22 protein-coding genes and 1 tRNA gene are annotated in these 23,431 nt (G+C 74.0%); 8 read left to right on the top strand and 15 right to left on the bottom strand.

The annotated features are described in order from the left end of the window. The 4 genes from ABD086_RS19525 to ABD086_RS19510 all read right to left on the bottom strand — a co-directional run bounded on the left by ABD086_RS19525 (position 1) and on the right by ABD086_RS19510 (position 2,708). Positions 1 to 651, bottom strand: a complete 651-nt coding sequence (locus tag ABD086_RS19525) for a cytochrome b N-terminal domain-containing protein (RefSeq protein ID WP_343909303.1) — start codon at positions 649 to 651, stop codon at positions 1 to 3. Next, the gene (locus ABD086_RS19520; protein ID WP_343909301.1) at positions 648 to 821 is read right to left on the bottom strand and encodes a hypothetical protein; all 174 of its coding nucleotides are present in this window, start codon (positions 819 to 821) and stop codon (positions 648 to 650) included. The genes ABD086_RS19525 and ABD086_RS19520 overlap by 4 nt, the downstream gene beginning before the upstream one ends. A gap of 325 nt (positions 822 to 1,146) precedes the next feature. Further along, positions 1,147 to 1,926 carry a helix-turn-helix transcriptional regulator gene (locus ABD086_RS19515; protein ID WP_343909299.1) on the bottom strand — a complete coding sequence of 260 codons (780 nt, stop codon included), beginning with the start codon at positions 1,924 to 1,926 and terminating at the stop codon, positions 1,147 to 1,149. After that, entirely contained in the window at positions 1,923 to 2,708 is a 786-nt protein-coding gene (locus ABD086_RS19510; protein ID WP_343909297.1) for a helix-turn-helix transcriptional regulator, read from the bottom strand. Before ABD086_RS19510 ends, ABD086_RS19515 begins: the two co-directional genes overlap by 4 nt. Positions 2,709 to 2,875: 167 nt before the next feature. Between ABD086_RS19510 and ABD086_RS19505 the strand changes: the two genes are divergently transcribed. Beyond that, entirely contained in the window at positions 2,876 to 3,052 is a 177-nt protein-coding gene (locus tag ABD086_RS19505; protein WP_343909295.1) for a hypothetical protein, read from the top strand. A gap of 4 nt (positions 3,053 to 3,056) precedes the next feature. On the opposite strand, the gene ABD086_RS19500 is transcribed toward ABD086_RS19505, so the two are convergent. After that, entirely contained in the window at positions 3,057 to 3,854 is a 798-nt protein-coding gene (locus ABD086_RS19500; protein WP_343909293.1) for an aldo/keto reductase, read from the bottom strand. Between the two features lie 18 nt (positions 3,855 to 3,872). Between ABD086_RS19500 and ABD086_RS19495 the strand changes: the two genes are divergently transcribed. After that, positions 3,873 to 4,163, top strand: coding sequence for a hypothetical protein (locus tag ABD086_RS19495; protein ID WP_343909291.1), 291 nt, complete (start codon positions 3,873 to 3,875; stop codon positions 4,161 to 4,163). On the opposite strand, the gene selD is transcribed toward ABD086_RS19495, so the two are convergent. From selD to ABD086_RS25370, 5 genes are read right to left on the bottom strand one after another with little or no spacing between them, the layout of a single operon-like run. Next, positions 4,142 to 5,131, bottom strand: a complete 990-nt coding sequence (selD, locus tag ABD086_RS19490; RefSeq protein WP_343909289.1) for a selenide, water dikinase SelD — start codon at positions 5,129 to 5,131, stop codon at positions 4,142 to 4,144. The two genes, ABD086_RS19495 and selD, sit on opposite strands and share 22 nt — an antisense overlap. After that, positions 5,128 to 6,042, bottom strand: coding sequence for an NrfD/PsrC family molybdoenzyme membrane anchor subunit (nrfD, locus tag ABD086_RS19485; protein ID WP_343909287.1), 915 nt, complete (start codon positions 6,040 to 6,042; stop codon positions 5,128 to 5,130). The genes selD and nrfD overlap by 4 nt, the downstream gene beginning before the upstream one ends. After that, the gene (locus tag ABD086_RS19480; RefSeq protein ID WP_343909286.1) at positions 6,039 to 6,965 is read right to left on the bottom strand and encodes a 4Fe-4S dicluster domain-containing protein; all 927 of its coding nucleotides are present in this window, start codon (positions 6,963 to 6,965) and stop codon (positions 6,039 to 6,041) included. The genes nrfD and ABD086_RS19480 overlap by 4 nt, the downstream gene beginning before the upstream one ends. Next, positions 6,965 to 9,616: a formate dehydrogenase gene (gene fdh, locus ABD086_RS19475; protein ID WP_486348035.1), complete on the bottom strand. Its 2,652-nt coding sequence runs from the start codon at positions 9,614 to 9,616 to the stop codon at positions 6,965 to 6,967. Before fdh ends, ABD086_RS19480 begins: the two co-directional genes overlap by 1 nt. 12 nt (positions 9,617 to 9,628) lie before the next feature. Continuing rightward, positions 9,629 to 10,186, bottom strand: a complete 558-nt coding sequence (locus tag ABD086_RS25370; RefSeq protein WP_486348034.1) for a hypothetical protein — start codon at positions 10,184 to 10,186, stop codon at positions 9,629 to 9,631. Between the two features lie 36 nt (positions 10,187 to 10,222). Here ABD086_RS25370 and ABD086_RS19470 point away from each other — a divergent pair. From ABD086_RS19470 to ABD086_RS19455, 4 genes are all read left to right on the top strand, one after another. Beyond that, a tRNA-Sec gene (locus ABD086_RS19470) sits at positions 10,223 to 10,318 on the top strand. A 19-nt stretch (positions 10,319 to 10,337) separates the two neighbouring features. Beyond that, the gene (selA, locus tag ABD086_RS19465; protein ID WP_343909285.1) at positions 10,338 to 11,618 is read left to right on the top strand and encodes an L-seryl-tRNA(Sec) selenium transferase; all 1,281 of its coding nucleotides are present in this window, start codon (positions 10,338 to 10,340) and stop codon (positions 11,616 to 11,618) included. Next, complete coding sequence (locus ABD086_RS19460; RefSeq protein WP_343909283.1) at positions 11,618 to 13,291, top strand: SelB domain-containing protein; 1,674 nt, start codon at positions 11,618 to 11,620, stop codon at positions 13,289 to 13,291. The genes selA and ABD086_RS19460 overlap by 1 nt, the downstream gene beginning before the upstream one ends. 509 nt (positions 13,292 to 13,800) lie before the next feature. Continuing rightward, positions 13,801 to 15,066, top strand: a complete 1,266-nt coding sequence (locus ABD086_RS19455) for an HNH endonuclease (protein ID WP_343909281.1) — start codon at positions 13,801 to 13,803, stop codon at positions 15,064 to 15,066. Here the strand turns inward: ABD086_RS19455 and ABD086_RS19450 are convergent. From ABD086_RS19450 to ABD086_RS19440, 3 genes are all read right to left on the bottom strand, one after another. Beyond that, positions 15,063 to 16,139: a saccharopine dehydrogenase gene (locus ABD086_RS19450; RefSeq protein WP_343909280.1), complete on the bottom strand. Its 1,077-nt coding sequence runs from the start codon at positions 16,137 to 16,139 to the stop codon at positions 15,063 to 15,065. The two genes, ABD086_RS19455 and ABD086_RS19450, sit on opposite strands and share 4 nt — an antisense overlap. A 35-nt stretch (positions 16,140 to 16,174) precedes the next feature. Then, on the bottom strand, positions 16,175 to 17,905 hold the full coding sequence (locus ABD086_RS19445; protein WP_343909279.1) for a dihydroxyacetone kinase subunit DhaK: 1,731 nt from the start codon (positions 17,903 to 17,905) through the stop codon (positions 16,175 to 16,177). 82 nt (positions 17,906 to 17,987) lie between these two features. Further along, positions 17,988 to 20,252 (bottom strand): catalase, encoded by a 2,265-nt coding sequence (locus ABD086_RS19440; RefSeq protein WP_343909277.1) that lies wholly within the window; start codon positions 20,250 to 20,252, stop codon positions 17,988 to 17,990. A gap of 82 nt (positions 20,253 to 20,334) precedes the next feature. Here ABD086_RS19440 and ABD086_RS19435 point away from each other — a divergent pair, with 82 nt between their 5' ends. Beyond that, positions 20,335 to 20,802 (top strand): DUF4383 domain-containing protein, encoded by a 468-nt coding sequence (locus ABD086_RS19435; protein WP_343909275.1) that lies wholly within the window; start codon positions 20,335 to 20,337, stop codon positions 20,800 to 20,802. A 1-nt stretch (position 20,803) separates the two neighbouring features. Beyond that, positions 20,804 to 21,775 (top strand): UDP-glucuronic acid decarboxylase family protein, encoded by a 972-nt coding sequence (locus ABD086_RS19430; RefSeq protein ID WP_343909273.1) that lies wholly within the window; start codon positions 20,804 to 20,806, stop codon positions 21,773 to 21,775. On the opposite strand, the gene ABD086_RS19425 is transcribed toward ABD086_RS19430, so the two are convergent. Then, positions 21,717 to 22,670, bottom strand: a complete 954-nt coding sequence (locus tag ABD086_RS19425) for a glycosyltransferase family 9 protein (protein WP_343909271.1) — start codon at positions 22,668 to 22,670, stop codon at positions 21,717 to 21,719. The genes ABD086_RS19430 and ABD086_RS19425 overlap by 59 nt on opposite strands. After that, on the bottom strand, positions 22,667 to 23,431 hold a 765-nt coding region (gene rfaE2 / locus ABD086_RS19420; protein ID WP_343909269.1), incomplete at its 5' end, for a D-glycero-beta-D-manno-heptose 1-phosphate adenylyltransferase. The genes rfaE2 and ABD086_RS19425, both read right to left, overlap by 4 nt.

The raw sequence follows: 23,431 nt of genomic DNA, 5'->3' as shown, positions 1-23,431 counted from the left end.
TCAGCCTCCCTGGCCCTGCCGCGACCGCGCGTCCAGTGGCGGGACCACGCCGTGACGTCGTACCAGGAGCACGTGCCACACGACGATGACGCCGACCACGAGGGGAAGCAACGCGACGTGCCAGAGCAGCATCTGCGCCGGATGGAGGATGTTGAACCAGGCACCGACCCCGATCGAGTTGATGCCGTCCTTGCCCTCGGCCGCGATCCACTGGGAGGTGAAGTTCGACTGCGAGAGGTAGCCGGTGAACGCGGTGCCGATCGAGGCCACGAACAGCAGGACGCCGGTGATCCAGGTGAGGCCGCGCCCCCCGCGCCACGCGGCCATCCAGAACTTGCCCCACAGGTGGATCACCATGGTCGCGAAGAACAGCTCGACGCTCCACAGGTGCATCGAGTTCACGAAGTGCCCCACCCAGGATGTGTGCCACCAGAGCGACCCGCGCACCGTCAGGGCGATCCCGGTGGCCAGCACCACGACGAACGAGGCGAGGCTGAGCACGCCGAACACGTAGATCCAGGAGGCGACGTACACGGGCTGACGGTCGGGCAGTACCTGCCCGGAGGGAACCAGTCCGGCGATCCGCCTTCGAAGCCACGCCGTCCAGCTGCCCGCGACGGCCGTCGGGGCCGTGGGCTCGTCGGCGCTCATGGCCGGGGCTCCCGGGAGCTGTCGTCAGGGTCGTGCGGGAACGGGAGGAGGAGCGCCAGGACGAAGACGACGATCATCGTCGCGATGATCAGGGCGTTCGTGACGCTGACGCTGATCACCCCCCAGTCGAGGTAGTGACCGCTGGAAACCGAGTATGCGTGAACAGCCATCGCGACAGCCCTCTTCCTCGGACACCGGGCTGGTACCCGTTGGCTGGATGGTGGGACCAGGGGTGGACGGCGAGGTAGAGGAAAGGTCCCATGCGTGTGCACGCGCGCGAGCCCCGGTCGGCGGCCGAGACCCGGGTGACCGTTCCGCTCCACGGTGTGAGCCGCGGACGTGGTGCGCAGTGGTTTCCGTGGACCACTGCGCACCACGCCCGCCCGAGGGCGCGGCGGGCCGGCCGACTCCCCCGAGCCGCCTGCCGACGCCGCCGCGGGGACAGGGAACACCACGCGAGCCGGTGCCGTCAGCCGAGTTGCAGGAACCTGCAAGTCACCGGTCGGCGTCCGGCCACAGCTGCAGCCGTACGCCGGCCGCGAACCGGGTCCGCACCCCGAGCAGGTCGAGCAGCGCGGCGATGTCGGCGCGCACCGTGCGCACGCTGACGCCGAGCGTGTCCGCGATGGCGTCGTCGCCGAGCCCGGTCGACATCAGGGCGACGACCTGGCGCTGGCGGCGGGTCAGGTCGACCGACGTGCCGGCCCACTCGGCCGCCGGGACCGCGTGCTCCCGCACGACCTCCCAGTAGCGCCACGCCGCCTCGAGACAGGCCGGCGAACGCACCGCCATCACCGTCTCCACACCGTCGGGGAGCGTGGGGCCCTGGAGCATCACGTACCGCCGGTCGATGATCTTCATCTCGAGCGGCGCGAAGCTGACGAGGTAGTCGGCGGCCGACTCGTTGGCCAGGAGCAGCAGCGCGCCGACACCGAGCCCGCCGGCGTCGAAGACGCTCTCCATCCGCATGCCCCGCTCGAGGAGGCGACGGTTGTTGGGCAGACTGACGCGCAGCTGTTCGACGGTCGCCGAGCTACGGATCGAGTGCATCTCCCGCCAGCTGTCCGAGTGGCCCCACAGGCTCTGGTAGAGCTCGGGGTTGGTGCTGCCGGCGGCCACGATCTCGGCGTCGGCCACCGGTCCCCGGACGAGGGTCGCGGCGACCTCGCTGCGGCGTACCTGCAGCCTCGCCGACGCGTCGAGGACCCGCTGCTTCGCGCCGGGAGTCAGGAGCTGGCGGGGTGCGCGCCGGACGTCGGGACGCTCGTCCGTCATCCGTCATCACCCGGGTCCGGCCACAGCTGCAGGCGTACGCCGGCCGCGAACCGGGTGCGGACGCCCAGGACGTCGAGCAGCGCCGCGATGTCCGCGCGCACGGTGCGCACGCTGACGCCGAGCGTGTCCGCGATGGCGTCGTCGCCGAGGCCGGACGCCATGAGCGCGACGACCTGCCGCTGCCGGGGCGTGAGGTCGGCGACGCCGCCGGCCCACTTCTTCACCGGGACGGCGAACCTGCGCACCGCCACCCAGTAGCGCCACGCGGCCTCGAGGCACGCCGCGGACCGCACCTCCATGACGGACGGCCCGCTGCCCGGGACGTGCGGACCCTGGAGGAGGACGGAGCGGCGATCGATGATCTTCATGTTCAGCGGCGCGAAGCTGACGAGGTAGTCGCCCACCGGTTCGTTGGCCAGGAGCAGCAGCGGCCCGACCGCGAGCCCCGTGGCGTCGAAGATGCTCTCCATGCGCAGCCCGCCCTCGAGGATCCGGCGGTTGTTCGGCAGGCTGAGCCGCAGCTGCGGGACGCTCGTCGTCGCGAGGACCGAGTGCAGCTCGCGCCAGCTGGCGGACTGCTCCATCAGCGGCCGGTTGAGCGTCGCGTTGTCGCTGCTGCTGGTCACGATGTGCGCGTGGGGCACCGGCCCCGCCGCCAGTGCGCCTGCGATCTCGCTGCGGCGCACCTGGAGCGCCGCGGCGGCGTCGAGGACCACCTGTTTGTCGCTCTCGTCCAGCAGCTTCCGGCCGGCGAGCCCGACGTCGGGGGCCCCGTCGCTCATGGCGCCGCCTCGCCGGCGGGCCAGTGCCGGAGCCGCGCGCCGGCCGCCTGCAGCACCGCGGCGGCGTCGAGGATCGCCTGCCGGTCGGCTTCAGGCACCCTGCGGTCCATCGTGAGGCACCCCCGTGTGCTTCGTTCTCCAGGACAGGAGAAGTCTAGAGTCGATCCATGCCCAGCGTGGTCGACCAGCTGATTCGCTGGGAGGAGTCCGGCGGGACGTGGTACGCCGTCGGCGCGACCGAGGTCGCGCTGTGCCGGTGCGACGGGGGAGAGGTCGTCGACCGGCTGGCCGTGGACGACGAGGAGGCCGCGGCCTACCTGCGCGACCGCCCGTCGAGCAGCTGACCGGTCAGCTCCGGCCGAGGGCGTCGATCGCCGCCATGTCCTCGTCGGTCAGGCTGAAGTCCGCGACGTCGGCGTTGGTGCGGATCCGGTCGGCGTCGACCGACTTCGGGATCACCACCACCCCGTGCTGGATGTGCCAGCGGACGATCACCTGCGCCGGCGAGCGCTCGAGCCGTTCGGCGATCGAGACGATCGTCGGGTCGTCGAGGGTGCCGTGCCGCAGCGCGCTGTAGCCCTCGAGCACGATCCCGCGCTCGCGGTGGGCGGCCAGCGTGCCGGCGTCGAAGAGGAACGGGCTCCACTCGATCTGGTTGACCGCCGGTGCGACGTCGGTGGCGGCGGTGACCTCGTCGACGAGCGCGAGGTCGAAGTTGCTGACGCCGATCTCGCGGGTCAGGCCCGCGTCCCGCGCCTCGACGAGCGCACGCCAGAGGTCGGTGTTGACCGGACCGTCGGCCGGCCAGTGGATCAGCCAGAGGTCGACGCGGTCGGTGCGCAGGGCCTCGAGGCTCTGCTCCAGCGTCTCGCGCTCGCTCCCCGCGCGATGGGGCGGGCACTTGGTCGTGATGAAGACGTCGTCGCGCGGCACGCCGCTCTCGGCCAGGGCGCGTCCGACCTCGCTCTCGTTGCCGTACACCGTGGCGGTGTCCAGGTGCCGGTAGCCGGCCGCGAGCGCCGTGGCCGTCGCGCGCACCGCGTCGTCGCCGGTGATCTGCCAGGTCCCGAAGCCCAGCAGCGGCATGGTGCTGCCGCCCGGGAGGATCGCGGCGTCGTCGGGGATGTGGGGAGCGGTGTCGGACATGGCCTCCTGGTACCCGGTTTGCCCGACCCCACCGCCGGGGACCCGGACGTCGTGGCCGTCTTCATGGTGTGGACCGACGCCGACCTCGGCGCCGCCGAGCTGATCGGCCCGTGGCGCGAGGTGGTCGTCGCGGCGCCGGGCCTCGCCTTCGTCGACAGCGACGACACGCTCTCCCGGGTCTACCACGAGGTGAAGTGGTCGCTGCCGGACGGCGCCGCGCTCGCGGTCGCCCCGGTGGCCGGCCGCCCCAAGGCCAAGGGCCTCGCCGCCGGCACCCACACCTGGCTTCAGCGCACGACGACCGCGTGATCGCCCGCGGGCACCAGCTCGCCGATCACGGGGAAGCCGGGGACCTCCCCGGCCACCAGCAGCCCGCCGGACGTCTGGGCGTCGGCGAGGAGCACCAGCTCGTCGTCGGAGACCGCGGCGTCGACGTGCGGGCGCACCCACTCCAAGTTGCGCCGGCTGCCGCCGGGCACGTAGCCCTCGGCGTACGACGCGCGCGCGCCCTCGAGGTAGGGCACCGCTGCCGCGTCGAGGACCGCGGTGACGCCCGATGCCCGGCACATCTTGTAGAGGTGGCCGAGCAGCCCGAATCCGGTCACGTCGGTGGCGCAGGCGGCGCCCGCCTCCAGGGCGGCCCGCGACGCGTCGCGGTTGAGCCTGGTCATCACCTCGACGGCCTCGGGAAAGACCTCCCCGGTCGCCTTGTGCCGGTTGTTGAGGACGCCGAGGCCGATCGGCTTGGTGAGCGTCAGGGGTACCCCGGGGACGCCGGCGTCGTTGCGCAGCAGGCGGTCGGGGTCGGCGGTGCCGGTGACGGCCAGGCCGTACTTCGGCTCCGGGTCGTCGATGCTGTGCCCGCCGGCGAGATGGCAGCCGGCCTCGCGCGCGATGTCGGCACCGCCCCGCAGCACCTCGGCCGCGAGCTCGAACGGGATCCGGTCCCGTGGCCAGGCCAGCAGGTTCACCGCGACCAGCGGCGTCCCGCCCATCGCCCACACGTCGGAGAGCGCGTTGGCCGCCGCGATCCGGCCCCAGTCGTAGGGGTCGTCGACCACCGGCGTGAAGAAGTCGGTCGTGAGCACCACCGCCCGGTCGCCGTCGAGCCGCACCACGGCCGCGTCGTCACCGTTCTCGACGCCCACCAGCAGGTCGTCGCCGGCCGCGGGCACGACACCCGACAGCACCCTCTCCAGCTCACCGGGCGGGACCTTGCACGCACAGCCCCCTCCGGATGCGAACTGGGTGAGGCGCAGGGTCTGGGTGTCGGTCACCCCGACAGTTTGTCCTGCTTCCGGTCACGCTGCGGCACCACGGTGTACTTCGGGTCGCGGGCGGACTCCATGCCGGCCTCGAAGATCCCGAACCGGGTGGCCAGCGAGGCGCCGACGTACGTCGCCCCGGCGAGCACCGCAAGCAGCCGCGACCGCTTGCCGGCCAGCAGCGTGATCGCCGAGCCCACCGCCGTCGCGTTGCGGGCGGTCGTCATCAGCCGACCCGGGAGGCCGATGCGGTACGGCTCGGCCACCAGCCCCTTCTGCAGGATCCGCTCGGCCGCGAGGATCTCGACGGCGGCGCCGGCGAGCGCCATCCGCCGGGCCGGGGCGGCCTGGTCGACGGGGACGAGCATCATCGCCAGCCCGCCCGCCGCCTGGGCGCCGGAGCCGCCGAAGACGAACGGCAGCTCCCGGTGCGCCTCGTGCCACGCGGGCACCGCGGTGTTGGCGACCAGGGCGGCGGTGTAGGTCGCGAGCGGCGGCCCGAACACCGCGGCCCCGGCGCCGGCCAGCCGGCCCAGACGGGGGAACCACCCGGTCAGCTGCGACGCGGCGGCCGCGCCGGAGAATGCGCTGAACGGCGCCAGGATGAACGACCCGACCGAGAGCGGCGAGGTGGGCTTGAGGACCCGCAGCATCATGAGGAAGCGCTCCGGCCGGCCGAGGTCGTGGACCAGGGCGACGGTGCCTGCGGCGGCGCCGCTCGCCGCGGCGATCCGGGCGACCCGCTCCAGCTCGGGGCGGCCGGTCGCGGCGGCGCCCTCGGCGAGCAGGGCCGAGCAGCCGGCCAGCCCGCCCAGGAAGAGGTACAGCGGGACGTCCGGGGTCTTCCAGGTCGGCTGCTTGAGGATGGGGCGGCCGTAGTAGGACTCGAACTCCGGCTCGGGGACCATCGACTGCTCCCTCAACGCCGCCTCCCCACGCTTGTACTGAGGAGCCGAGGAACGAGGCGTCTCGAAGTGAAGGAGGCGACGCCGACGCCGACCAGCGTGGCCGCGGCCGCGCCGACGTGCTTCCAGATCGAGCCGAGGTCGCGGGTGGTGACGACCGGGTCCGGCGGCAGCCCGTAGACCTCCGGCTCGTCGAGCAGCAGGAAGAACGCCCCGTCGCCGCCGACCCCGTCGTCCGGGTCACGGCCGTAGAGCCGGGCGACGTCGACGCCCTTCTCGTGCAGCTCGGCGAGCCGCAGGTCGGCGCGCTCCCGCAGCTCGCTCAGCTCGCCGAACTGGATCGACTCGGTCGGGCACGCCTGCGCGCAGGCCGGGGTCTGGCCCTCCTTGAGGCGGTCGTAGCAGAGCGTGCACTTGAACGCCCGGCCGTCGCCCTTGCGCACGTCGATGACGCCGTACGGGCAGGCCGGCACGCAGTAGCCGCAGCCGTTGCACACGTCGGGCTGCACGACGACCGTGCCGAACTCGGTGCGGAACAGCGCCCCGGTCGGGCACACGTCGAGGCACGCGGCGTGCGTGCAGTGCTTGCAGACGTCCGACGACATCAGCCACTTCACGCCGTCGGCGCCGGACTCGGTCGCCTGATGGGTGCCCGGGGGAGCACCCAGGCCGGGCATGCCGAGGTCGACGGTCTCGATCGGCTTCTCCACGAACGCCACGTGCCGCCACGTGTTGGCGTCGAGCTGAGCCGTGTTGTCGTAGGACATGCCGGTGAGGAGGTAGCCGTCCTCGGGGACCTCGTTCCACTCCTTGCAGGCCACCTCGCAGGCCTTGCAGCCGATGCACACCGAGGTATCGGTGAAGAACCCCATCCGGGGCGGGTGCGCGTCGTACCCCGCGTCGTGCTGGACGTCGTCGAGCCGGCCCCACAGGCTGCCCATCAGGAGTTCTCCCTCTGCTCATCCATCCCGGCGCGGCGGCGGTACTCGGCGACGTACTCGATCAGCGCCGGCCCGCGCGGGCGCCGGCCCGGGCGGATGTCGCAGGTGCCGACCTTGTCCTGGATGTAGACGTTCGGGTCGAGGGTCAGGTTGACCAGGTCGTTGGGGGAGTCGCCGGTGGTGATGCCGTTGCCGCCCCAGTGGTACGGCAGCCCCACCTGCTCGACGAACCGGTCGCCGAGCCGCAGCGACCGGAGCCGCTCGGTCACCAGCACCCGCGCCTCGATCGCCGTGCGGCCGGTGACGATCGTCGCCCAGCCGCCGTGCTCGAGCCCCCGCTCCTCGGCGAGCCGCGGCGAGACCTCGCAGAACGGCTCCGGCTGCAGCTCGCTCAGGTAGGGCAGCGTGCGGCTCATGCCGCCGGCGGTGTGGTGCTCGGTGAGCCGGTACGTCGTGAAGACGTAGGGGAACACGTCGCTCTCGCTGGGGTTGAGCGGGTTCGCCGCCGCCTGCACCGTCTTGCGGGTCGGGTTGTTCTGCTGCCCGTAGAGCGGGTTGCGCACCGGCGACTCGGCGGGCTCGTAGTGGCTCGGCATCGGCCCGTCGGCGAGCCCGAGCGGCGCGAACAGCCAGGCCTTCCCGTCGGTCTGCATGATGAACGGGTCCTGCCCGCCGATCGCGTCCGGGCCGGTGGCGCCCTCCGGTGGCTCGTAGTCGGGGGCGCGGTCGGGGATGAAGTCCGGCACGTCGGGTCCGGTCCACCTCCCCTGCTCGGCGTCCCACCAGATGTAGCGCTTGCGCTCGCTCCAGGGCGTGCCGTCGGGCGCGGCGGAGGCGCGGTTGTAGATGATGCGCCGGTTGGCCGGCCAGACCCAGCCCCACTCGAGGGCCACCTGGTCCTGCTCCCAGTGTGGCTTGCGGCGCCGCGCCTGGTTGACCTCGTCGGCGTACACGCCGCAGTAGATCCAGCAGCCACACGCCGTGGAGCCGTCGTCCTTGAGCTCCGTGTACGCCGACAGCGCCCTGCCGTCCGGGCCGGTGCCGTTGATCTCGCGCAGCACGGCCTGTCCGTCCGGCTCGCCCTGCTCGTCGACGGGGTAGTCCCAGGCGAGGTCGAGCAGCGGGCGGTCCATCTCGTCGGTGGATCCCGCCAGCTTCTCCCGAAGGCGCACCCCGAGCCGGAAGTAGAAGTCGAGCTCGCTGCGGCAGTCGCCCGGCGGGTCGACCGCCTTGTCGCGCCACTGGAGCATCCGCTGGGTCTGGGTGAAGGAGCCCGCCTTCTCGACGTGGCTGGCTGCCGGCAGGAAGAACACCTCGGTGCCGATCTCCTCGGTGACCAGCTCGCCGGTCTCGATCTCGGGGCCGTCCTTCCAGAACGTCGCCGACTCGATCATCTGCAGGTCCCGCACGACCAGCCAGTCGAGGTTGGCCATGCCGAGGCGCTGCATCTTGCCGTTGCTGGAGCCGACGGCGGGGTTCTCGCCGACGATGAAGTAGCCCTTGCAGCCGCCGTCGATCATCGACTTCACCGTGGTGTAGGTCGACGCGTCGCCGGTCAGCCGTGGCAGGTAGTCGAAGCAGAAGTCGTTGTCGGCGGTCGCCGCGTCGCCCCAGTACGCCTTGAGCAGGCTGACGATGTACGACCGCATGTTGCCCCAGAAGCCGGTCTTGCCGGCGTCCGCGGCGACGTACTCGTCCAGGTCCCGGTGCTGGCTCGCGTGCGGCATCGGCAGGTAGCCGGGGAGGATGTTGAAGAGAGTCGGGATGTCGGTCGAGCCCTGGATGCTCGCGTGCCCGCGCAACGCCAGGATACCGCCGCCGGGCCGGCCGATGTTGCCCAGCAACGTCTGGAGGATCGACGCGGTGCGGATCATCTGGGCGCCCACGCTGTGCTGGGTCCAGCCGACCGCGTAGCAGAACGCCGAGGTCCGCTCCCGGCCGCTGTTGGAGGTGAGTGCGTCGGCGACCTTCCGGAACTGGTCCGGCCCGATCCCGCAGACCTCCTGCACCATCTCCGGCGTGTAGCGGGAGAAGTGCCGCTTGAGGATCTGGAACACACAGCGCGGGTCCTGGAGGGTCTCGTCGCGGCGCGGCTTCGCCTGGACCGCGGGGCCGCCGGACCCGTGTGACTCCGAGTGCGCCGCCTCGTGCTCCTCGGCGTGCGACGCGCCGGTGGCCTGCTCGGGGTCGCGCTGGCCGGCCGCCGCGGCGGCCGGTGCGCCGTCGTACTGCCAGGTGGCCGGGTCGTACTGGGCCCGGTCCGGGTCGTAGCCGGAGAACAGGCCGTCGAGGTCCTCGGTGTCGTGGAAGTCCTCGTCGACGATCGCCGCGGCGTTCGTGTACGCGACGACGTACTCGCGGAAGTCCAGGTCGTTGCTCAGCACGTGGTTGACCAGGCCGCCGAGGAACGCGATGTCGGAGCCCGCGCGGATCGGGACGTGCAGGTCGGCGACCGCCGACGTCCGCGTGAACCGCGGGTCGACGTGGATGATCGTCGCGCCGCGCTTCTTCGCCTCCATGACCCACTGGAAGCCCACGGGGTGGGCCTCGGCCATGTTCGATCCCTCGATGAGGATGCAGTCAGCGTTGCTGAGGTCCTGCAGGAAGGTGGTAGCCCCACCACGGCCGAACGAGGTACCCAGACCGGGCACCGTGGAGGAGTGTCATATCCGGGCCTGGTTCTCGATCTGGATCGCGCCCATCGCCGTGTAGAGCTTCTTCATGAGGTAGTTCTCCTCGTTGTCGAGGGTCGCTCCTCCGAGGCTGGCGATGCCGAGGGTGCGGCGGGTACGGCGACCCTCCGACTCCCACTCCCAGAACTCCTTGCGGGTCTTGATCACGCGGTCCGCGATCATGTCGACCGCGGTGTCGAGGTCGAGGTCCTCCCACTCGGTGCCGAACGGGCGGCGGTAGCGGACCTTCGTGACGCGGGTCGGGCTGGTCACCAGCTGCTTGCTGGCGCTGCCCTTGGGGCACAGCCGGCCGCGTGAGATCGGGCTGGCCGGGTTGCCCTCGATCTGGGTGACCTGGCCGTCCTTGACGAAGACCTTCTGGGCGCAGCCGACGGCGCAGTAGGGGCAGACCGACTCGACGACCTTGTCGGCCTGCACGGTGCGGGGCTCGAGGGTCGCGCTGCGCTTCGACTGGGCGGCCTGGCCTCGGCCGAGCCGGTCACGGCCGGTCACCTGCCGCACCAGCGGCCAGCCCAAGAACGCCTCCACGAAGGCCACAGTAACCACCCCGCTAGATTCCTACACGGAGGCGTTCCTCGTCTGGTGACGGGCGCGGTCCTCAAAACCGTAGTGGCCGGGCACTCCCGGTCAGGCGGGTTCGATTCCCGTCCGCCTCCGCCAGACCCTTGAGGAGCCCTCCGTGCCCGACGACCCGCGCCGTCGTACGCCCCGCACCGACGCCGTGCTGGCCGACCCCGCCGTGGCCGGCGCCGCCGAGCGGCTCGGGCGGGCCCGGGTGAAGTCGGTGGTCGTCGCGGTGCTCGACGACGTGCGCTCCGGGAGCGTCGACCCGTCCGACGCGGCCGCGGAGGTGCTGTCCCGCCTGCCCGCCGCCGCGACGTCCCTGCGGCCGGTGGTCAACGCCACCGGCGTCGTCGTGCACACCAACCTCGGTCGCGCTCCGCTCTCGGCGGCCGCCGTGGCGGCCGTGCGGCTGGCCGCCGGCCCGACCGACGTGGAGATGGACCTCGGCACCGGCCGGCGCGGGCCCCGGGGGACGGGCGCGCTCGGGGCTCTGGCGGCCGCCGTGCCGGACGCCGGCGGCGTGCACGTCGTCAACAACGGCGCGGCCGCGCTGTCGCTCGTCGCCTGCGCGCTGGCCCAGGGCCGTGAGGTGGTGATCGCGCGCGGCGAGCTGGTCGAGATCGGCGACGGGTTCCGCATCCCGGAGCTGCTGGAGTCGATGGGCGTCCGGCTCCGCGAGGTCGGGACGACGAACCGGGTCCGGCTCGCCGACTACGAGGCCGCGGTCGGGCCGGCGACGGCGTTCGTGCTCAAGGTGCATCCCTCCAACTTCCGCGTCGAGGGCTTCACGTCGTCGGTCCCGGTCTCAGAGCTCACCGGTCTCGGGCTGCCCGTGGTCGTCGACATCGGGTCGGGCCTGCTCGCGCCGCACCCGCGGCTGCCCGACGAGCCGGACGCCGCGTCCGTGCTGCGCGAGGGGGCGTCGCTGGTGACCGCGTCCGGGGACAAGCTGCTCGGCGGCCCGCAGTGCGGGCTGCTGCTGGGCGAGGCCGCGCTGGTGGAGTCGCTGCGCCGGCACCCCTTCGCCCGAGCCCTGCGCGTCGACAAGCTCACGCTCGCCGCGCTCGAGGCCACGCTCACCGGGCCGCCGTCGCCGGTGGCCGCCGCGCTCGCGACGCGGCCCGAGGACCTGATGGGCCGCGCCCGCCGGATCGCCGAGGAGCTCGGCGGCGTCGCCGTCGCGTCCGAGGGCCGGGTCGGCGGGGGCGGCGCGCCCGGCGTACCCCTGGCGTCCGCGGCGGTCGCGCTGTCGCCCGACCTGGCGAAGGCGCTGCGGCTCGGCGACCCCTCGGTCGTCGGCCACGTCCACGACGGCCGCCTGCTGCTGGACCTGCTGACCGTGCCGGCCGAGCTCGACGACGTGCTCGTCGAGGCGGTACGCCGGGCGGCCACCTGATGCACGTCGTCGCCACGGCCGGGCACGTCGACCACGGCAAGTCCACGCTGGTGCGGGCGCTCACCGGGCAGGACCCGGACCGGCTCGCGGAGGAGAAGCGGCGCGGGCTGACCATCGAGCTCGGCTACTGCTGGACCGACCTCGCGCCGGTCGGCGAGGTGGCGTTCGTCGACGTGCCGGGCCACGAGCGGTTCGTGACCACCATGCTCTCCGGCGTCGGGCCGGTGCCGGTGGCGATGCTGGTGGTCGCAGCCGACGACCCGTGGATGCCGCAGGCGGCCGAGCACCTCGCGGCCCTCGACGCGCTCGGCGTCTCCCGGGGGCTCCTCGTCGTGACCCGCGCCGACCTCGCCGACCCCGCGCCGGCCCTGGCGCGAGCCCGGTCCGAGGTGGACGCGACATCGCTGCGCGGCATCCCCGCGACCGTCGTGAGCGGCCGGACGGGGGAGGGCCTGGACGACCTGCGGTCGACGCTGGCCGACGTCCTGTCGTCGGTGCCGGCGCCCGACCCGGCGGCGCCGGTGCGGCTGTGGGTGGACCGCCGGTTCCACGTGCGCGGCGCCGGCACGGTCGTCACCGGCACGCTGCCCGCGGGCACGGTCGCGCCCGGCACGGTGCTGTCCGTCGGCGGCGCGGAGGTGCGGGTGCGGGGGGTCGAGGCGCTCGGCGTCGCCCGCCCGTCGGTGTCCGGCGTGGCGCGGGTGGCGCTCGACCTCGGCGGGCACGCGCCGCCGATCGACCGCGGCGACGCGCTGGTGGCCGTGGACGCGTTCGAGGCCACGGCCCGCGTCGACGTCGCGATCCGCGGCGAGGGCGAGCCGCCGGAGCGGCCGGTGCTGCACGTCGGCTCCGCCCACGTCGGCACCCGCACGCGGGTGCTCGGGCCCGGGCTGGCCCGCCTCGTGCTCGACCGGCCGCTCCCGCTGCGGTACGGCGACCGCGCGATCCTCCGCGACCCGGGCAACCGCCGGGTGTGGGGCGTGCAGGTCCTCGACCCCGTGCCCGCGCGGCGCCCGCGCGACCTCGCCGGGCACGACGGCAGCCCGGCGGCGGAGCTGCGGATGCGCGGCGTCGTACGCCGGTCGCTGCTGCGGCGGATCGGCGCCCCGGCCGACCCGCTGCCGGAGGGGACGCTGGTCGCCGGCGACTGGCTGGTCGCGCCGCACCTGGTCGCGGGCCTGCGGCTGCGGCTCGCGGAGCTCGCCGACCGGCCGGTCGCGCCGGCGGAGGCCGCCCACGCGCTGGGTCTTCCCGACCCAGCGATCGTCACCGCGCTGGTCGCGCCGCCGCTGCGAGTCGACGCCGGCCGGGTCGTCGGCCCGGGCGAGCTGCCGGCCGTCCTCGTCGAGGCGGCCGACGTGCTGCGGCGCGAGCTGTCCGGCTTCGCGGCGCCGGAGGCCGGGCGGCTCGACGAGCTCGGGCTGGACGCCGCCGCGCTGGCCACGCTCCACCGGGCGGGGCTGCTGCTGCGCGTCGACGAGCGGGTCGTGCTCCTGCCCGGCGCGGACGAGCGGGCCGTGGACGTGCTCGCCGGGCTGGAGCAGCCGTTCACGACCAGTGCCGCGCGGCAGGCGCTCGGCACCTCGCGCCGGGTCGCGCTGCCGCTGCTCGCGCACCTGGACGCGACGGGCCGCACGGTGCGGCTCGCGGACGACCGGCGCAGGTTGCGCTGAGGCGCTGACCTCGGCCGGGCGGTCGCGGTCGAGACCCCGTACGGCGAACGCGGAGCGGTCCACTGTGAGCTCCTCGCGGTCCTTGGGCGTTGCGACCGAAAGCCAGCGAGCGGGGACGGCGGGCGGGTGGTTGCGGCCGGCTCCCGGCTTGCCGCCGTGGGTCGAGCTTGTCGAGACCCCGTACGACGGACGCGGCGCCGTCGACTGTCGGCTCCTCCCGGTGGGCTTGGGGTTGCGACCGATAGGCAGCGAACGGGGCGGTGGGTGGGTGGTTGCGGCCGGCGCCCGGCTCACGGTCCGACGCGGAAGTGTGGTTGATCCGACGCATCCAGTGAATCGGATCCACCACACTTCAGCCCTGGGTCACGGTGGTCGAGGTGCGAGCGGAGCGGCCCTCGAACCACCTGTGGAAACGGCACTGGGATCGTGACCTGATCGTGACCAGAACCCCTGTGGAATAAGGGGATTCTCCCCGGTCCACTGTCGGTGGCGGGTGCTTGAGTAGACCCATGACAGCGATCGCGACACCCCGGCACCGGGTCAGTGTCGCGACCGCGCACCTGCACGCCGAGCTCGACGCGGTTGCGGACGCATCGGTGTGGTCGATGGATCCCGCCGAGACGGCCTCGACCCTGATCGCGCTGCAGCGCGCCGAAGCCCGGGTGGCCGAGCTCAAGGCCCGGGTCGCCGCGCACGCCGACGAGCTGCATGTCGGTCAGGAGAAGGGGGCGTCGTCGGCGGCGGCGTGGCTCGCCCACGAGACCAAGACCACCCGCGGCGCCGCCCACGGGGCGGTCAGGTTGGGCCGGGACCTGGATGCCCATCCCGCGACCAGGGATGCACTCGCCGCCGGCAGGATCCACACCGATCAGGCGCGGGTGATCGTCCGGTGGGTCGACGACCTGCCCGACACGGTCCCGGCGGAGAAGGTCACCCAGGCGGAGGCGTTCCTGCTCGAGCAGGCCCGGCATCACGACGCGAAGGCTCTGAACCGGCTCGGGCACCGGTTGTTCGAGGTGATCGCCCCCGAGGAGGCCGACGCCCGCGAAGCCGCCCTCCTCGCCAGAGAGGAAGAAGCTGCCGCGAAGGCGTGCTCGCTCAAGATGCGCGACGACGGCCGGGGCAAGACCCACGGCGAGTTCACCATCCCCACCTTCCACGGTGCGGCCCTGCGCAAGATCCTCGCGGCGATCATGGCGGCCAAGCACCAGACCGCCACCAAGGGCGCCGGCGCCGCGGCCGAGCGGCGACCCACGCCCGAGGCGATGGGGCAGGCGTTCTGCGAACTCATCGAGCGCTACCCCGCCGACCGGGTCCCACACACCGGCGGCGTGTCGGCGACCGTGGTGGTGATGATCGACCTCGACGTCCTCCTCGGCCGGCTCGAGAAGGCCTGCGTGCTCGACACCGGGGAGAAGATCTCACCCGGCCAGGCCCGCCGGCTGGCGTGCGAGGCCGGGATCATCCCCGTCGTCCTGGGCGGGGACTCCCAACCCCTCGACGTCGGCCGGAAGCGGCGGTACTTCACCGAGGCCCAGCGGACCGCGATCCTCGTGCGGGACCGGGGCTGCCGCGCCGAAGGATGCGACCGCACCAGCGGCCTGCACGCCCACCACAAGCAACGCTGGGTCGACGGCGGCCACACCGACCTCGCCGACGGCGTGTCCCTGTGCCACTGGCACCACAACCGCGCCCACGACCCCACGTACACCACCCACCTACCACCCCAACGGCGACGTCACCTTCCACCGAAGGACGTAGGCCGATCCCGCTAGGTGCCCTGCGTCCCCTCGGGCTCCTCCATCGCCTGGTCGAAGGCGCGGGCGGCCGCGCGCCACGGCCCGGTCGGGCCGCCCTCGTCGGCCAGGCCGAGCAGGTGTGGGGTCAGGTCGGCGCTGAACCCCTCGCTGGCCTCGCGCGGGAGCAGCGAGGGCAGGTTGTCGATGGCGATGACGTCCAGCGGCGGGCTGTCGGGCGTGCCGTCGTGGAGTCGCCGGGTCGGCTCCTGCCAGGTGGTGATCTCGGTGTTCACCGGGAGCATGTTCGTGGGCCCGGTGACGTCGCACGTCACGTCGGCGAGCACCCGGAGCCGGCGCTCGTGCTGCAGGTCGGCGTGCTCCACGAACGGGGTGGTCGGGGTGTGCGTGACCACGCAGTTGACGAGCATGTCGTGGCCGAGGAGCGCCAGCTTGTGCAGGTCCCGGGTCTCCTGGCGGTCCCACCGGGTGATCGGCAGGCCGGCGGTCATCAGCGCCCGCTGGGCGCCACGGCCGGACCGCCCGCGCGCTCCGGTGACCAGCGCCAGCAGCTGGTCGGCGCCCGACTTGCCCGCCTGCTCCAGCTCCGCGTCCAGCTCGTGCTTGGCCATCGGGGCGAGCGGCGCGGTCAGCGTGCCGGCCAGGTGCAGGACGCCGAGCGCGGCGCCGACGTACCCCGCCCAGTAGCCGAACGCGACGACCCGCTTGTCGTCGGCGTCGGTGAGGTACTCGATATCGAGCAGCCGGCCGCCGCCGCGCCGGAACCGCTCCAGGGTGCGCCGGGCGTCCTCCTGCCCCTTGAAGGCGTGCGCAAAGTAGATGTGCTGGTGGCGCAGCGTCGCCGGCTCGTCCGGGAGCTCCTTGATCCCGAGGATGTAGGCGTCGTGGGGCGCGTCGGTCCAGGTGCCCCCGGGCACGATCGCCGCCCCGGCCGCGGCGTACTCCTCGTCGGTGAAGATCCGCTGGGGCGACTCCTCGACCGTCACCTCGAACCCCGCGTCCAGCAGGACGGGGACGTCGGCGGGTACGACGGGCGCCCGCCGCTCGGTGTCGCGGGCCTCGGACCGGATCCAGACGTGGACGGGCTGCATCCGCACAGGATGCCAGCGTCGGTCGGTGGCGCCGGTCATTGGGCCGTCAGCAGCTCGTCGAGGTCCGCCTGCAGGTCGGCGTCCGGACCGCCCTCGAGGCGCTCCAGGAGAGCCGCGAGCACGACGGCGACGGCGACGGCACCCGGGTCGGGGAACCCGAGGGCACGGTCCCCGAGGTAGCTGGCGCGCCCGCGCCTGGCGACCAGGTCCGAGGTGGCGCGTGCCCCGGCGATGGCGGCCGCCACGGCGTGGCGGTCCAGGCGCGAGCCCTCGGTGGCCGGCGCGAGCGCGTCGAGGAGGGTGCGGTCCCCGGGCGCGGCGCCGCCGACGCGGGCGACGGCCTCCAGGCCGTCCCGCAGGCCGACGACGACGGCGGCGGCGTCATCGGCCTGGCCGGCGTCGTCGGCATCGGGGCCGGCGACCGCGTCGGCGACCGCGGAGAACACCAGCCCGAACAGCGGGCCGCTGGACCCGCCGACGTCGTCGAGGAAGGCGCCGGCCACGGCGGACAGGTCGGCCGCGAGGTCCGCGTCCGGGCCGGCGGAACGCAGCAGCGCCGCCTGGAGCCCGCTGGAGAGGTTGGTGCCGATGTCGCCGTCGCCGGCGCGCTGGTCGAGCGCGTTGAGGTCGCGGCGGCGCGCCTCGAACGTCTCGGCCAGGCCGGCCAGCCAGCCGGAGGGCTGCGCGGTGGCGTCGGTGGCGTCGGCGGCGTCGCTCCCCGCGGTGGCCGTCTCTCCTGTGGCGGCGGCCTCCGGCGGCGGCCACTCGAGAGCTCGAGGGGTGGGCAGGCCGACCGTGTCGTGGGGTGCCCACCAGTGCTCGAGCCAGGACTCGTCGGCGGCGGTGAGGGTGAGCGAGAAGCCGCGCATGTCGAGGGCGGAGACATAGGTCCCGATGACGACGCTGCGGACGTGGTGACCGGCTGCCTCGACGGCGCGCACCGCCTCGGCGGCCGCGTGGGCCAGCTCCAGGTTGCCGGTGCCGCCGAGCCCGTTGACCAGGACGAGCACGCCCTCGTCCGGGTCGGGCAGCGCGCCGAGGAGGTCGCCGACCATGCGGTCGACCAGGTCGGCGAGCTCGGGATGGTCGATGCTCTCGGCGGCGGTCTCGCCGTGGATGCCGACGCCGTACTCCAGCGCGCCGGAAGCGACGTCGAACGCCGGCTCGCCGGTCTCGGGGGAGGTCTGGGCGGCGCTGGCGACGGCGATGGTCCGCGACCGCTCGGCGACCCGGCGGCCCAGCGCGACCAGGTCGTCGAACGAGACGCCGGTGTCGGCGGCGCCCCCGAGGACCTTCTCCACCACGACGGTGGCGCCGGTGCCCCGGCGCCCGACCTCGTGGCCCTCGGACCCGAGGTCGTCGTCGACCAGCACCTCGGCGACCCGGTGCCCCTCGGCGCGGAGCCGCTCGGCGGCGATGGCGAAGTTGATGCGGTCCCCGGTGTAGTTCTTGACCACGTGGATGATGCCGCCGGGCCGGGCGACGCGGGCGCTGGCGGCGTAGACCTGGCGGTTGTGGGGGGAGGTGAAGACCTCGCCCGGAGCCGCGGCGTCCAGGCCGCCCGCCCCCACGAACCCGGCGTGCATCGGCTCGTGGCCGGCACCGCCGCCGCTCACCAGCGCCACCTGCCGTCCCGGGGACGGCCGGAGCGCCCAGACGTACGCCGGCGACGCGTTCGTGGCGACGCTGCGACCGGAGGCGAGCGCGACCCCCTCGAGGGCGTGGAAGGACGGCGAGACGCCGTCGGTCAGGAAGCTGCGAGCCATCGTTGCTCCTCGGGCGGCGGACGCGAGTCGGTCCGGTCGGGACCGCCGTCCGACGGACGGCGGTCCCCGACCTTCTCGGAGACTACGAGGCGAACCGCTCCCAGACGCGGTGGTAGGCCATCTGCTCCTGCACCTGCTCGAGCACCTCGGCCGCGCCGTCGCCGCGGACGATGCCGGGCGTGCCGGTCACTCCGGCGGCCTCGAGCACCGTCTCACCCGCGCCCCAGGCGCCGATCACCTTGCAGTGCCGGTACGCCTCCTCGACGAGCAGCACCACCCGCGGGTCGACGGCCGCGGTGTCCGCGGCGCCCGCCTTGGCGTCGCGGGCCGGCAGCGCGTCGGGCGCCGGCACGGGCGCTCCCGCCAGGAGCACGGCGTCGAACTCGACCGACCGGGCGGTCGCGAACGTGCGCTGCACGGCCATCCCGCCGATCGTCCCGCCGTGCGGACCGATCAGCAGCGGCACCATCCCGGCGCCGAAGACGGCCAGCCGGACCTCCTCGACGCCCGTCAGGTCGCCGTCGGGGTCGACGACGATGCCGACCATCCGGCCGTCCGGCGGCCACGCCTCGCCGACCTGCGAGAGCGCGGGGCTGGGCTCCGGCTCCTGCAGCGCGATCGTCGGCTCCGGCGCCGGCAGCCCCAGGCCGGTCGCCACTTCGGAGCAGAGCCGCGCGTCGATGTTGGCCAGGCACTGGAGCTGCCGCTCCTTGATCGTCTGCTCGTAGCACTTGCCGAGCTCGAACGTGTACGCCCGGATGATGTGCTCCTGCTCCACCGGCGACATGCTCAGCCAGAACTGCCGCACCTGGCTGTAGTGGTCGTCGAACGACGCGGGCTGGGCCCGCACCTTGGTGCCCTCCGCGACCTTCGCCGGCAGGTGCTCGAAGACCCCCGCCAGGTCGCCGTCGGCGCCGGCGTGGAACGGGCAGCCGCCGTCCAGCGAGTTCGGCTTGTACGGCGCGACGCCGGTGTGCACCGCGTGCTGGTGGAAGCCGTCGCGGAGCATGTCGTTGGTCTCGGTGTGCGGCCGGTTCACCGGGATCTGGTTGAAGTTCGGGCCGCCGAGCCGGGACAGCTGGGTGTCGACGTACGAGAACAGCCGCGCCTGCACCAGCGGGTCGTCGGTGGCGTCGATGCCGGGCACGAGGTGGCCGACGTGGAAGGCGACCTGCTCGGTCTCGGCGAAGAAGTTCGTCGGGTTGGCGGTCAGCACCATCAGCCCGACCGGCTGCACCGGCGCCATCTCCTCGGGCACCATCTTGGTCGGGTCCAAGAGGTCGATGCCCTCGAAGACCTGCTCGGCGTTGTCCGGGAACACCTGCAGCCCGAGCTCGTACGCCGGGTACGCCCCCGCCTCGATCGCGTCGTAGAGGTCGCGCCGGTGGAAGTCCGGGTCGAGCCCGCCGAGCAGCTGGGCCTCCTCCCAGGTCAGGGAGTGCACGCCGAGCCGCGGCTTCCAGTGGAACTTCACCAGCGCGGTCTCACCCTCGGCGTTCTGCACCCGGAACGTGTGCACGCCGAAGCCCTCCATGGTCCGGTAGGACCGCGGGATGCCCCGGTCGGACATGTTCCACATCGTGTGGTGCTGGGCCTCGGTGTGCAGGGACACGAAGTCCCAGAACGTGTCGTGCGCGCTCTGCGCCTGCGGGATCTCGCGGTCCGGGTGCGGCTTGCCGGCGTGCACCACGTCGGGGAACTTGATGCCGTCCTGGATGAAGAACACCGGGATGTTGTTGCCGACCAGGTCGAAGTTGCCCTCGTCGGTGTAGAACTTCGTCGCGAACCCGCGGGTGTCGCGGACGGTGTCGGCCGAGCCGCGCGACCCGAGCACGGTGGAGAACCGCACGAACGTCGGCGTCTCCACGCCCTCCTGCAGGAACGCGGCCTTGCACACCGTGTCCGCCGTGCCGTACCCGACGAAGACGCCGTGCGCCCCGGCGCCGCGCGCGTGCACGACCCGCTCGGGGATCCGCTCGTGGTCGAAGTGGGTGATCTTCTCGCGGAGGTGGTGGTCCTGGAGCAGGGTCGGGCCGCGCTCGCCGGCCTTGAGCGAGTGGTCGGTGTCGCGGAGCCGGACGCCGGTCGAGGTGGTCAGGTAGGTCTCGCGCTGGGCGCGGACGGTCGGTTCGGCGTCGACGTCGTTGCCGGTCGCGGTGCGTACGGCGGGGGCGACCTGGTCGGGCCGCGGCGGCAGCGGGGCGCGGGGCTCGGTGGGTTCCTCCAGCGACGGCGGCTCCGGTGCCGGCGCCCCGGGCACCGGTGGCTCGGCGAGCTCCGCGGCCTTCTCGGCGATCCGGCCGACCACCTTCTCGAACGTGTCCTTGGCAAGCTGCTTGGGGTCCATTGCCGCGCGGTACCCGCACGCGGGGGGCGCACACCACCCCGGAGGGGGTGCATGGGACCGCCCGTCGGGGTTACCGGCCGGCATGAGCACCCCCCACCACACCGCCAGCACGCCGCCGACCTGGCTGCCCACGGCCGCCACGGTCGTCGGCGCGACGTTCCTGCTCGTGGGCGTCCTGGGCTTCATCCCGGGCGTCACCACGAACTACGGCGACCTGACGTTCGCCGGTCACCGGAGCGACGCCGAGCTGCTCGGCATCTTCGAGGTGTCGATCCTGCACAACATCGTGCACCTGGCCTTCGGGGTGGTCGGCCTGGCTGCCGCCCGTGCGGCCGCGACCGCGGGCTGGTACCTGCTGGTCGGCGGCCTCGTCTACGCCGTGCTCTGGGTCTACGGGCTCGCCGTCGGCGAGGAGAGCGGTGCGAACTTCGTGCCGCTGAACTCCGCGGACAACTGGCTGCACTTCGTGCTCGCGGTCGCGATGATCGCGCTCGGCGCGGTCGGCCTCAAGCAGGTCCGGGACAGCGTCGGCACGGCCACCAGCGTCTGACGTGGCCACGGCGATGGACGGCGCTCGGGTCGTCGTCACCGGCGGCGCCGGCTTCCTGGGGTCCTGGCTGTGCGAACGGCTGCTCGGGGACGGCGCCGCCGTCGTCTGCGTCGACTCGCTGGTGACCGGCGCCCGGACCAATGTGGCACCGCTGGTCGACCACCCCCGGTTCACGTTCGTGGCCGCCGACGTCTGCGAGGGCGTGCCCGTGGACGGCGCGGTGGACCGGGTGTTCCACCTCGCCTCGGTCGCCTCGCCGGTGCACTACCTGCGCCTCCCGCTCGAGACGCTGCGCAGCGGCAGCCTCGGCACCACGCACGCCCTCGACCTCGCCGAGCGCACCGGCGCGCGGTTCCTCCTCGCGTCGACGTCCGAGGTGTACGGCGACCCGCTCGAGCACCCTCAGCACGAGAGCTACTGGGGCAACGTGAACCCGATCGGGCCGCGCAGCGTCTACGACGAGGCCAAGCGGTTCGCCGAGGCCACCACCGCGGCGTACCGCCGCTCGCTCGGCACGGACGCGACCATCGCCCGGATCTTCAACACCTACGGGCCGCGGATGGCCCTGGCGGACGGCCGCGTCGTGCCGGCGTTCGTGCAGCAGGCCCTCGCGGGCGAGCCGCTCACGGTGGCCGGCGACGGCAGCCAGACCCGCTCGCTGTGCTGGGTCGCGGACACCGTCGACGGACTGGTGCGGCTGGGGGAGTCCGGCTTCCCCGGCCCGGTCAACATCGGCGGGGACGCCGAGGTCACCGTGCTCGAGCTGGCCCGCACGATCATCGACCTCACGGGCTCGTCGTCGACGATCGAGCACGTGCCGCTGCCGCAGGACGACCCGCGGGTCCGGCGGCCCGACCTCGCCGAGGCCGAGGGGCTGCTCGGCTGGCGGCCGCGCACGCCGCTGCGCGAGGGCCTCATCCGGACCATCGAGTGGGTGGCCGCCCAGCGGCGGCCGGAGCACCTTCCAGCCTGACCGACGCGACGTCGACGACCTCGCCGACGCCGATCCGCAGCAGCGCGGGATCCGGCCGGTCGGCGTGCGGGTCGCCGATCCGCGTGCCGTGCCACAGCGCGGTGTGCGGACCCGTGGGCGGAGGCCCCCACCGGTGCGGCGGGGTCGGCCCGAACAGGACCACCGACGGCGTGCCGTACGCCGACGCGAGGTGCGCGACCCCGGTGTCGCCGCAGACGACGAGCCGGGCGTGCGCCACGACCGCGGCCAGCTGCTCGAGGTCGGTCCGCCCGGCGAGGGTCGCGGTCGGGGGTAGGCCGGCGAGCCCGCGGACCTGCTCGGCGAGGGCGGCCTCGCTCGCACCGCCGGTCACCACCACGCGCTCGCCGAGGCCGCTCGCCCAGCGGGCGACCGCGGCGTACCGCGCGGCCGGCCAGCGACGGCTCCCCGACGCCGCGCCGGGGTGCACCACCACCGCGCCCGCGTCGGCGGTCGGTGGCGGAGCCGGCAGCCGGAGGGCGTCGGGGTCGGCGTCGACGGCCAGGGCCCAGGAGACCAGCCGGCACCACCGCGCGCGCTCGTGCTCGTCGGGGTCCCACGGCGGCCCGTCGCCGTCGTACGCCACCACCCGGCCGGCGCCCAGCGCGTCCAGCAGGCGCCGGCTCGCGGGGCCGTTCCCGTGCAGGTCGACGGCGAGCTCGGGCGGGGGTCCCGCCCAGGGCACCGGTTCCAGCTCCCCGGTCGGGAGCAGCGCGTCGACGGCGCCGCAGCGCTCGACCAGGGGCCGGAGCGCTGCCGGCGCGGCCAGCACGATCTCGTGCCCGGGCAGGGCACGTCGCGCCGCGCGCAGCGCGGGCACCCCGGTGAGGAAGTCGCCCAGTCCGAGCGCCCGCAGGAACAGCGCCCGCCCGGTCAACGGCGGCTCCGCTCCGCGGCCGTCGTGAGCAGGGCGGTCGTCGAACGGCCGTCCAGGTAGGGCAGGACCACCGCCTGGCCGCCCCACTCGTCGAGCAGCGCGGCCTCGGGCAGGTCCGACCCGGCGTAGTCGCCGCCCTTGGCCCACACGTCGGGTCGCAGGCCGCGGATCGCGGCGAGCGGCGTGTCCTCGTCGAAGACGACGACGGCGTCGACCGGCTCGAGCGCCTCGAGCACCCGGGCCCGGTCGGCCTGGGGCACCAGCGGCCGGGTGTCGCCCTTGAGCCGGCGCACCGAGGCGTCGGAGTTCAGGCACACCACCAGGCAGTCGCCGAGCGCCCGCGCGGCCCGCAGGGTCGCGACGTGACCCGCGTGCAGGAGGTCGAAGCAGCCGCCGGTCGCGACCACGGTGCCGCCGGCCGACCGGACCCGATCGACCCGGTCCAGCCCGCGACCGGTGTCGCGGTCCGGTGCGGCGTAGCCGGCCGCGCCGCCGCGCGCGAGGAACTCCGAGGCCGCCACCACGCCCGCCTGCACCGCCTCCGACGGCAGGGCGCCGCCGGCGGTCGCGAGGGCGGCGGCGGAGGCGAGCCGGTCGCCGGCGCCGCACGGGTCGGTCACGGTCACCGGCGGCGCGGGCACGACCGCCGGGGCGGAGCCGCCGTGGGACAGCAGTGCCCCGCCGGACCCGAGCGTGACCGCGACGGCGTGCGCCTGCCAGGCCGCGACGAGCGTGCGGGCGTCGTCGTCGACCGCGCCGAG

The sequence above is a fragment of the Nocardioides aquiterrae genome (genome assembly GCF_039526625.1).
In the GTDB taxonomy this organism is placed as follows: domain Bacteria; phylum Actinomycetota; class Actinomycetes; order Propionibacteriales; family Nocardioidaceae; genus Nocardioides; species Nocardioides aquiterrae.
This window is presented reverse-complemented; position numbering and strand designations above follow the sequence as displayed.

Bases quoted from the DNA above. Each gene is read 5' to 3' on its own strand.
- ABD086_RS19525 (WP_343909303.1), bottom strand. From the start codon at position 651: ATGAGCGCCGACGAGCCCACGGCCCCGACGGCCGTCGCGGGCAGCTGG.
- ABD086_RS19520 (WP_343909301.1), bottom strand. From the start codon at position 821: ATGGCTGTTCACGCATACTCGGTTTCCAGCGGTCACTACCTCGACTGG.
- ABD086_RS19515 (WP_343909299.1), bottom strand. From the start codon at position 1,926: ATGACGGACGAGCGTCCCGACGTCCGGCGCGCACCCCGCCAGCTCCTG.
- ABD086_RS19510 (WP_343909297.1), bottom strand. From the start codon at position 2,708: ATGAGCGACGGGGCCCCCGACGTCGGGCTCGCCGGCCGGAAGCTGCTG.
- ABD086_RS19505 (WP_343909295.1), top strand. From the start codon at position 2,876: ATGCCCAGCGTGGTCGACCAGCTGATTCGCTGGGAGGAGTCCGGCGGG.
- ABD086_RS19500 (WP_343909293.1), bottom strand. From the start codon at position 3,854: ATGTCCGACACCGCTCCCCACATCCCCGACGACGCCGCGATCCTCCCG.
- ABD086_RS19480 (WP_343909286.1), bottom strand. From the start codon at position 6,965: ATGGGCAGCCTGTGGGGCCGGCTCGACGACGTCCAGCACGACGCGGGG.
- ABD086_RS19460 (WP_343909283.1), top strand. From the start codon at position 11,618: ATGCACGTCGTCGCCACGGCCGGGCACGTCGACCACGGCAAGTCCACG.
- ABD086_RS19455 (WP_343909281.1), top strand. From the start codon at position 13,801: ATGACAGCGATCGCGACACCCCGGCACCGGGTCAGTGTCGCGACCGCG.
- ABD086_RS19450 (WP_343909280.1), bottom strand. From the start codon at position 16,139: ATGCAGCCCGTCCACGTCTGGATCCGGTCCGAGGCCCGCGACACCGAG.
- ABD086_RS19445 (WP_343909279.1), bottom strand. From the start codon at position 17,905: ATGGCTCGCAGCTTCCTGACCGACGGCGTCTCGCCGTCCTTCCACGCC.
- ABD086_RS19440 (WP_343909277.1), bottom strand. From the start codon at position 20,252: ATGGACCCCAAGCAGCTTGCCAAGGACACGTTCGAGAAGGTGGTCGGC.
- ABD086_RS19435 (WP_343909275.1), top strand. From the start codon at position 20,335: ATGAGCACCCCCCACCACACCGCCAGCACGCCGCCGACCTGGCTGCCC.